Below are 9,290 nucleotides of genomic sequence, written 5' to 3'. Positions count from 1 at the left end.
CCGTATCACTGATGATGGTCACAATGGGATTGCCGAAGGGGAAGGTGGTAGTGGTGATGCTCAGGATGTTTTCGTCGAGGAATCCAGGGCCCGTAGCGGAGCCGCCTGGGGGGATCGTCATCACTGAGGTCCACGGGCCTGCAGGGCTGTCTGCGGCTTGTACTTCGTAAGTGAGGTCGATGGCGTTTGGGTTGCGTGAAAAGGTGAGGCTGAGATAAGGGATATTGTTGTGGTTTTGGACGGTGACGGGCGGCTGCAGACCCCGGTCGGCGGGGTTCATCCACAAGGCGTACTTCATCAGGTTCGGGATGCCATCATGCGCGGGGCTGGCAGAGTCTGCCGCGTCTCCAGTGTTGGCGGTGACACCGAAATGCTGCTGGCGCCAGACCTCGACGGCTGCGGGGGTGGTGAAAGTGGCGTCGGTGCCGAAGAAACTGTTGCCATAAGGATCGGTCAGCTTGAGGCGGAAATGATAGGCGGTTTGGGGCAGGACCGAGGCACTGGCGGTGATGTTTAGCGGTGAATCACCACCACCTATACCTATAATAATGAGACCTCCCAAACCGCCAAAGGAGATGACACTCGGTATCGCTGTCTGGCCGTAGGCGGTGGTGGTGCCGTAGTCGAAGGCCATCGTGTAGTTGCCGCCATGCAAGGATACGCTGCCACCGAGCGTGGCGGTGGTGGCGAGGATGCTGGTGGCACTGCCGGTCACAACATCCGGGAGGGCAGGTGTGGTGAAGGTGTTGTCCGTGCCGGTGGTGGTGCCTTCGTTGTTGGTCGCCACGACGCGGAAGTGGTAGGTGGTGGAGGGATCGAGGCCGGGGATTTTTTTGGTGAAGTCACCGTACTGGCTGGTGCCCACAGGCGTGCTGAATGTGAACTGTGAGCCGTAAGCGGTGGTGGTGCCGTACTGAAACTCGACTGTGGCGGGGGAACTGCCGGAGCCCACATAAGCATACAGGGTGGCACCGTTGGCCGACTTGGACTGTACCTGGATGTTTGCAATGACCGGCGGGGTGGCGGGTGCGGCGGTGGTGAAGGTCATGTCCGCGCCGCTGGAGACGTTGTCGTCCACATCGCGAACGTTGAGACGGTAGTGGTAGGTTGTGCTGGGAAGGAGTCCGGTGGCAAGAGAGGACACCGGTGTGCTGGTGGCGCTGGTGATGGTGGCGTAGCCGGGGGTGAAGATGGTGCCGTAGGCCGTGGTGGTGCCGAGTTCGAAAAAGAAGGTGAGAGGGCCGGTGGTGGTGGAGGCGCTGCCGGTGAGGATCGCGGTGAGATCGCCGACACTTACAGCGCTGCCGGTGACGGGGAGGGAAGGGCCGCTGGCGGTTGTGAATGTGCCGTCCGCGCTCGTCCCCGAGCCGTCCGTGCTCGTGGCACGGCAGCGGAAATGATAGGTCGTGCCGGGCTGCAGGCCGCTGAACAAGCCGGTGACCGTTCCCATGGTGTTCATCGTCATGGTGGCGGGACTGGCGGACACGCTGCTGCCATACCCGGTGGTGAGGCCATAATCCCAGACGATGTCAGCATCCGCACTGCCCGCACTGACATTCACCGCCTGCACCAGAGCTGCGGTGGTGCGCGCCTGCTGGATTGAAACAGCCCCAATGGATGGCGGCATGATGGCGGGAGTGGTGAAGGTGATGTCGTCGCCCGTGGTGGAGCCTTGCGCATTCGTCGCCACGACACGCGCATGATACGTCGTGCCAGGGGTGAGGCCGCCCAGCGACACTTTGACCGGCTGCGAGTAGTTCATCGGCAAAGTGGTGTCGTAGGTCACTGAGCTGCCATACGCGATGCTTGTGCCGTATTGGAAAACCACCGTCGCGGGCGAACTGCCGGAGTAAACCGATGAGCACTGCAACTGGGCCGAGCGCGTGAGCAGGTCCGACGTGCTGATCGATTCCACGACGGGCATGGTGGCAGCGGGGGTGGTGATGAAGGTGGCATCCTCGCCGTAAAAAACTTCGGCGGGAATGTCATGGTTCACCGCCTTGATCCGGTAATGATAGAGAGTGTCTGGCAGCAGGTAGAGAAGATTCACACTCACGGGAGCGGCGCCTGCATTGCGCAGAGATGACGCCGCCGACGCCGACAAGCCGTAGGCTGTGGTGGTGCCGTATTCAAAGGATATGTCAAGCAGCAGCACCTGAGTGTTCACGGTGCCGTTCAGCGTCGCGGCGAGGTCGGTGACGCCTGTTTCCCCTGCGTTGATCAAGTTCGGAGCCACACGGGTGGTGAAAGTCTGGTCTTCGGTGTAAACCACGCCCTCGGTGTTGGCTGCCTTGGCACGAAAATGATAAGTCGTGTCAGGTGTCAGGCCGGTGAGCTGCACCGCGGCCACGTAGAATTCTTGGAACGTGTTCACCGGTTTCGGCGTGGGATTTACCGCCGTGCTGCCATAACTCGCCGTGAGTCCGTACTCGTAGCTGACGGTGGTGGCCGAGCTGCCGGTCTTTAACCAAGTGAGAAACAATTCTGCTCGTGTCGGCGTCTGCGCAATCCCTGAGGCACCGTAAGGCTGTACCTCAGGCGGCGTGCCTGCCGCGGCGGTGGTGAAGGTCGCATCCTGACCATGGCAGGTCAGGGTGTTGCTCACGGTGACGAAGAGCCGGTAATGATAGGTCGTGTTTGGCAGGAGGTTCGTCGGATTCGCACTGCACGGCTGGGGCCCCGTCGTGAAGCTAGAGATATTGTTGCCCTGGCGTGACTGGCCGTAGGCCGTGGTGGGGCCGTATTGTACGTAGATGGTATAATCGCCGCCTTTGCCGTCGACGGTGCCGTTGAGGACGGCGGAGAGATCCGTCACCGAAGTAGCCGCGCCCGTGGTGATGACCGGAGCTTCGAGGGTGGTGAAGGTCGCATCCTCGCTGTAGGTCGTGCCCTCTGTGTTCACCGCCTTGAAGCGGTAATGGTACGTGGTGCCTGGCTGCAGCCCGCTGATTCCCGTGGATGTGTCGCTGTAGCTTGAGATCGGCACCGTGGGATTCTGCAGCGTTGCGGTGGAGCCGTAACTCGGGGTCGTACCATACTGGACGGAAACCGTCGACTGCGAACTGCCGCTGTTCACCCGGCACTCGACCAGCGCACCTGTTGCATAAATATTTTTCGTGAAAACGGTTCCGGTGATTGGAGGGGTGGCGGGCGGGCCCGTGGTGAAGGTCATGTCGGCACCGTAACGGCTTTGCATGCCTGCCGGATCAGTCGCCATGCGGAAGTGGTAGGTTGTGTTCGGCAGCAGATATGAAACCACCACAGATTCTGTCACGTTGGCATAGCCTGTGACCGAGGAGGGCGCCGATTGAATGGCCTGTCCGTAGCTGGTGGTGGTGCCAAACTGGAAATACACCCAGTTGCTTACGCCGCCAGGATTCATCATGCCGTTCAAGGTCGCGGAGAGATCACTCACGTTCGTCGCCGCATGCGTTGTGGCTGACGGCGACTGCGCCTGCAGCAGACAAGGAAAAAAGACCGTCAGCGTCAGGATGACGCTGCGGAAGTTCAAAAAAAGCAGGTGGGTAGCTGACGGCATGCGAAGGTTCAGTGCAATCTGAACCGAATGGATACTGTTTTAACAAGCAAAACCTGAGGTTTTAGGGGGGAGCTAAAAATTCACCATTGCCTAAGAAAAGCAGCCGTCGTTCTATCGAGGGCCGTTCCTCAGGCGCTGTGACGGCTGGATGGCAGATGCAAGTCTTTGGAGAAGTACATTTTACTATGTCCATGTGAATCCCAGTCGGGAATCTGGCCGACTTTTTCAAAGCCATGGGACAAGTAGAACTGAGGGGCCTGATATTCCATGGTATCAACATAGGCATGCTTGCAGCCGCGTTCGAGGGCGAGGCGTTCGGCTTCGGCGAGGAGGGCGGAGCCGATGCCTTTGGAACGCCAGTCGGGATGCACGGCCATGATGGAGATGCGCAGCCAGGATAGCTGGGTTTCAGCGAAGAGGCCGCCTACTGTTTCGCCGTCGGCATGAGTGAGAAGGATGAGGGGCTGGGATGCGTGCTCAGGCTGTTGCAGCTTCTCCATGAATGTCGGATTCACCGCCCCGTTGTGCTCGCGCAGCCATTGGCGTACGAGGTCGCAGCCGGGGGCTGAGGTATCGGATGCGTTGGTCAAGGTCCAACCGGCGTTGGGTTGGCGTTGATCATTCATGACGACTGGCTGCGATAAGCCTGCAGCAGATCGGTGACGAGAATGCCGTCGATGCGCATGCCTTCGTAGCAGGCGTTGGCGATGCTCATGTGTGAGCAGTTGGCGTTGGAGATGACTGTGCCAGTGAGGTTCACGTCCTCCCAATGTGCGGAGGACAGATTCACATCGACAAACCGGGCTCCTGAGAGATTCACATCGTGAAACTTGGCGGAGCTGAGCCGGGTGTTGATGAATTCGGCATCACTCAGGTCGGCGTTTTCGGTTTTGGATGGCATGGCAGTTCAGGTTTGTGAGTCGAGTGTTTTGGGGCTGGCGAGAAACCAAGCGTTGATGATTTTGCCGTCAACGACTTCGTAGGTGGCGACGAGATCGATGGTGCCGGTGCCGTCGGGGAAGGTGCGGGTGACGCGTTCGTGGTCGACCACGAAGCGGTCGATGAGGACGCGGTTGAGGAGATGGGCGTGGAGATTGGGTTCTTGAAAGCGGAGTGCGAAACGGGCGCGGAGCTGGGAGTGGCCGGAGGCGAGGAGGGTGGCGGGGTGTTCGAATAGGTTCGCGTCTTCGGCGTAGGTTGCGAGGAGGGCGTCGAGGTCGTGGGCGTTGTAGGCGTCTAGCTGGCGTTGAATGAGGTCTGCGGGGGAGGTGAGAGTGTTCATGATTTGATCCAGCGGTAGTCCATCTGTTTGGCGGTGGTGAGGGCGAGGGATTCGGATTCGAGGCGGGAGACGAGATGGAGGGCCATGTCGATGCCGGCGGAGATTCCTGCGGAGGTGATGAGGGTGCCTTGATCGACCCAGCGAACATCTTTTTCCACGGTGACGTTGGGGAACATGGATTTCATGTCGTCGATGTCGGCCCAGTGGGTGGTGGCATGTTTGCCATCGAGGAGGCCGGCTTGGGCGAGGAGGGAGGAGCCGGTGCAGACGCTGGCGGTGAGCTTTGCTTTGGCGGAGGTGGTGGCGATCCAGTGGATGACCTTTTCCTTTTTGAGTTCGGCTGAGACGATGCCGCCGGGGATGAGGAGGAGATCGATGGGCGGATGATCGGCGAAGGAGAAGGTGGGAGTGACGATGAGGCCACCGCAGGCGTGAATGGGGGCGGTGGTTTCGCCGATGGTGAAGACATTGAAGGGCGGCGGAGATCCGGGCTCCAGACGGGCTTTGACGCGGGTGGCGACGGAGAAGACTTCGAAGGGGCCGCCGAGGTCGAGGACTTCGATGTCGTCATAGATGAAGATGCCGACTTTCATGGAAGTTTGGTGATGAACCACTCGACGGTGGCGGAGAGGGAGTGGGTGCCGGATTCGTCGTGGAGCTCCACGGCGACGCTGATGATGGCACGGCCTTTGGCGGCGAGATCGGCGCGGAGTTGATCCAGTGTTTCGGGTGGGGTGGTGACGGTGGAGGTGAGGGCACCGTTGGCGGGTTTGCGGAATTTGGATTCGAGGCGGCGGACGACGGGGATGACGCCGGAGTCGGGGCCGAGGGAACGCAGGAGGAATTCGCCGCTGGAGGCTTCGGCGAGCGCGAGCTGGGCGCTGGCGTGGACGGTGCCGAGGTGGTTGAGGTAGTGGGGGCCTGCTGGAAGGCGGAGGAGTTGCGCGGGATCGGGGGATGATTCGAGGCCGAGGAAGCTGTTGAAGGGGAGCTCGGTGACGCTGTGCTTCATGGGGCATGGTGGAGGGCGCGCTGGCGGTGTTCAACTCGTCAATTCGGAGCGGGAGGGAGTGGCCGAAAAAGAGGAAAGAGGTGGAAAAAAGAGGAGGGTTTTTGGGGGAAGGAAGCGTCTGTTTTTAGCAAAGGAATGGGGAGCAAGGGAATGGCCGGAGGAAGAGGGGAACGGACTTTTTAACCACGGAATACACGGAAACTGAGGATTCAAAGAAGGGGGCTTTGAGGGAGTGCTGGACGAAAGGATGGGTCTGTTTTCGGCAAAGGAATGGTGGGCAAAGGAATGACCGGAGGCGGAGAGGAGAGAACTTTTTGCACCGCGAGAGACTTGGAGAACGCAGACGGCTGTTATGGAAGCGCGGAAGGTGGTTCTGATTTTGGGGCGTTGAGTTTGAGCTCTGGGATGGGCGTGGGCGCGGAGGATTGCGGTGGGGCTGGTCGACAGACAGGAGTGTCCATCGTACTTCAGATAGCTTTTGCGTCGAAGAAGCGACGTCAGCTGGGTGCGAAGCCGGTGAAAAGGCTGAGGGGGCCCTTAGAGTACTTTAAATTCTGAGGTGGCCTGTCTGAAGACTCTGTTAAGTGCGATGGACATGGTCCTTCGGTCTGGGGTGAATTGGAAAGCGCTGATCGACAGACAGGAGTGTCTATCGTACTTCAAGCAATATGCGCAGGCACAGTTTTGGGTGACATGAGCGCGATTTCTCGCGGGGCATGTGCTGCTGGCTTTCTCACACCTTCCAGCCTTCACGCGCTGCGGGGCCGTGCATGAGGGCGGTGGCTTCTTCGTCGCCGATGATGCTGCGGGTTGCGGGGTTGATGGTGAGGCTGCGATTCACGTGCAGGGCGATGTTGCCAAAGTGCATGGTCTCGGTGAGGCGGCCGCCGTAGGCGAAGTTGGAGCGGCAGGTTTCCTGGCCTTTGATGGCGAGCAGCCAGTTGTCCCAGTGGTTGGAGCGCTTGAGGTTCACCTTGGGCAGTGAGGTGCTGAGCTCCTGCATCTTGGCCTCGGGGATCACGCGTGGTGTGCCGGCGTGGGTGCCCATGAGGACGGTGGCTTTGCTGCCGTGAATGAGCGTGCCGCCATCTGGGAAGGCGCGCGTGGCCTCGAGTTCTGGCGGGCGTTTCAGGGCGTGGTCTGTGCCGTGGTACCAATGCAGTTTGAACTCGCCGCGAGTGGCGCTGGCGGGAAAGGTGTAGGTGATCTTGACCCTGGCTGGGAAGGAGAGCTTGCTGGGGCCGGAGGATTCAATCTCCACGCGGCTGGGGCAGTCGAGACCCCACACGTGATACGGCGCGTCCATGTTGTGGCAGGCCCAGTCGCCGAGCGTGCCGTTGCCAAACTCAAACCAGCCGCGCCACTGTGCGGGCAGATATTTGGAGCTGTAAGGCACACTTGCGGCGGGGCCGAGCCATTGATTCCAATCAAGGCCGGCGGGCACTGGCTCCTCCGCAGGGCGTGCATCGGGGTAGCTCCAGATCGGGCCCGCCCAGCAGTGGGCTTCGTTCACATGTCCGAGAACGCCGGCTTTCACCCATTCTTCGAGAACGAGAATGCCGCCGCCGGAGTGGCCTTGATTTCCCATCTGGCAGGCGAGCTTCGTCTGCTGCTCCAGGGCCATCAAATCCCGCGCCTCGGCGATGCTGTGCGTCAGCGGCTTCTCGAGGTACACTGGCTTTCCGGCCTGCATGCAGGTCTTGGCCGTGAAGTGATGTGTGTGGTCCGGTGTGGAGATGATGACGCCGTCGATGCTTTTGCCGTGCTGATCGAGCATCTTGCGAAAGTCTGACACAAAGGGCACGGCGGGGTTGGCTTTGCGTGACTCGGTGGCCCGGGCTTCATGCACATCCGCAAAGGCGGCGAAGTTCACGCTGTCGTTGTTTTGCAGGCTTTGCACGGCGTGCCAGCCTTTGCCGCCGGCTCCGACGAAAGCGATGTTGAGCTTTTCATTGGCTCCGAAAACAGAACGCGGGAGGATTTGCACACCGGCGAAGGCAGCGGCGGTTTTGCTGAGGAAGTGACGACGGTTTGTCATGGAGCGAGTGCGATGCTTGAATGGCTTACACGCAGAGGCTGCGTAAGTGCGCGGGATTGAGACGGGGCAAGTGAATGGCATTTTTCACCGATCCTGTTTGGCCGATGATGGCTGTGAGTGACTTCAGAATGGCATCGAGTGTCCGCCCGTGACCTTCACGACCATTTTTGAGTCTGGCAGACTCGCCTGGGCCGGGGGTGTTTTCACGGTGATCTTGAAATGCTCCTTGGCTCCTTTGGCAATGTCGGAACGAACATAGCTGGTCTCCTCATCAATGAAGTTTCCTGCTGCATCGTAGAACTCGGCCTCAACGGTGACACTCGAAAACGTGTGCGTGCCGTTGTTTGTGAGAAGTCCCACAATCTCAAGCGCGCTGCCGTTTGTTCGTTGCTGAATTTCCGTGATGGTAAGTTCTTTGGCGGGCTCTGCCTTGAACCAGAAAAGTTTGATCATTGGCAGGAAGCCGAGAAGCATGATGGGGATGATAAACCAGAGCTGCTTCTTGCCCCAAGACATGTTGAGGTTCGACATCTCCGCACCACAGTTGGAACACTTCATCTTGGCAATCATAGGATTCGTGAGGGTTGTTGCACGGGCGGTGTGCTGGTTGAGAGAAAGCCCGGATCAGGTGATGGGTAAACGGCAGGAGTTCATCACACAACCGATGTCTTGCGAGCCGTTGCCTGCATGTGTTTCATTCGATGATATACCCGACATTGTTTGCTCTACCCCTCCAGGCCAAGCTTGTGGCGGCCTTCGTCGGTGAGGCGGTTGGAGGACCAGGCGGGGTCCCAGACTTGTTCGACGACGACGTGTTTGACGCCGGGGACTTTCAGTAATTGGGGCTCGACGGGTTTGGAGTTGCCGCCGGAGCCGAAGGTGAAAAAGCCGAGCCGGGGGCGGCCGCGATGGGGCATGGACATGATGACGTGGACGGTGTCGCCACGGACACGGATGTCGTGCACGAGGCCGAGATCCACGATGCTGATGTCGGCGGTGTACAACTGCTCGTCTTTGCATTCGCGCAGGGCTTCCCACAGGGCTTGTTTGGAGATGGGGCTGTCGCCGGCTTCACCGGGTCGGGCGAGGCGTGTGGTGGGCTTGGGCGGTGTGATGTTGCGTGGGATTTCGCCGGGAGAAAGGTGGAGCGGATTGGCGAGGCAATGGCGCAGGGCTTCCAGCTTCGCGGGGCCTTCGGTGGCGGTGAAGGGGATGGCGACGTAGGCGTTCTTTTGGTGGAGCACGGCACCGGCGGGCACGACTTTTTGGGGCAAGGGATAGCGGCTCCAGACATGACCGTGCCAGCGGTAGAACATTTGCGGCGAGCCTGAATGCCGGGGCTCGGGCATGCCTTGGGCGGTGTGCTCGAGATAGAGGGCGACGAAGGAATCCTTGCTGTCTTTGTTGGCAAAGCCGACGG

9 protein-coding genes are annotated in these 9,290 nt (G+C 59.9%); all 9 read right to left on the bottom strand.

The features are described from left to right. Positions 1–3,538 (bottom strand): hypothetical protein (locus tag ACIREA_RS19560; RefSeq protein ID WP_397384025.1); only part of this gene is annotated, 3,538 nt, incomplete at its 3' end. A 128-nt stretch (positions 3,539–3,666) separates the two neighbouring features. Next, the gene (locus tag ACIREA_RS19555) at positions 3,667–4,128 is read right to left on the bottom strand and encodes a GNAT family N-acetyltransferase (RefSeq protein WP_397384024.1); all 462 of its coding nucleotides are present in this window, start codon (positions 4,126–4,128) and stop codon (positions 3,667–3,669) included. A 32-nt stretch (positions 4,129–4,160) separates the two neighbouring features. Beyond that, complete coding sequence (locus ACIREA_RS19550; RefSeq protein ID WP_397384023.1) at positions 4,161–4,439, bottom strand: pentapeptide repeat-containing protein; 279 nt, start codon at positions 4,437–4,439, stop codon at positions 4,161–4,163. Between the two features lie 6 nt (positions 4,440–4,445). Further along, positions 4,446–4,820, bottom strand: coding sequence for a nuclear transport factor 2 family protein (locus ACIREA_RS19545; protein WP_397384022.1), 375 nt, complete (start codon positions 4,818–4,820; stop codon positions 4,446–4,448). Further along, positions 4,817–5,413 (bottom strand): DJ-1/PfpI family protein, encoded by a 597-nt coding sequence (locus ACIREA_RS19540; RefSeq protein ID WP_397384021.1) that lies wholly within the window; start codon positions 5,411–5,413, stop codon positions 4,817–4,819. Before ACIREA_RS19540 ends, ACIREA_RS19545 begins: the two co-directional genes overlap by 4 nt. Continuing rightward, positions 5,410–5,832, bottom strand: coding sequence for a DUF4442 domain-containing protein (locus ACIREA_RS19535; RefSeq protein WP_397384020.1), 423 nt, complete (start codon positions 5,830–5,832; stop codon positions 5,410–5,412). The genes ACIREA_RS19540 and ACIREA_RS19535 overlap by 4 nt, the downstream gene beginning before the upstream one ends. A 733-nt stretch (positions 5,833–6,565) precedes the next feature. Next, positions 6,566–7,870: a Gfo/Idh/MocA family protein gene (locus ACIREA_RS19530; RefSeq protein ID WP_397384019.1), complete on the bottom strand. Its 1,305-nt coding sequence runs from the start codon at positions 7,868–7,870 to the stop codon at positions 6,566–6,568. A gap of 123 nt (positions 7,871–7,993) precedes the next feature. Further along, positions 7,994–8,428, bottom strand: coding sequence for an FxLYD domain-containing protein (locus ACIREA_RS19525; RefSeq protein ID WP_397384018.1), 435 nt, complete (start codon positions 8,426–8,428; stop codon positions 7,994–7,996). A gap of 167 nt (positions 8,429–8,595) precedes the next feature. Further along, positions 8,596–9,290 (bottom strand): metal-sulfur cluster assembly factor (locus tag ACIREA_RS19520; RefSeq protein ID WP_397384017.1); only part of this gene is annotated, 695 nt, incomplete at its 5' end.

The sequence above is a fragment of the Prosthecobacter sp. genome, from assembly GCF_044373815.1.
Taxonomy (GTDB): Bacteria; Verrucomicrobiota; Verrucomicrobiia; order Verrucomicrobiales; family Verrucomicrobiaceae; genus Prosthecobacter.
The sequence above is the reverse complement of the archived record's forward strand: the minus strand, read 5'-3'. Positions and strand labels throughout refer to the sequence as shown.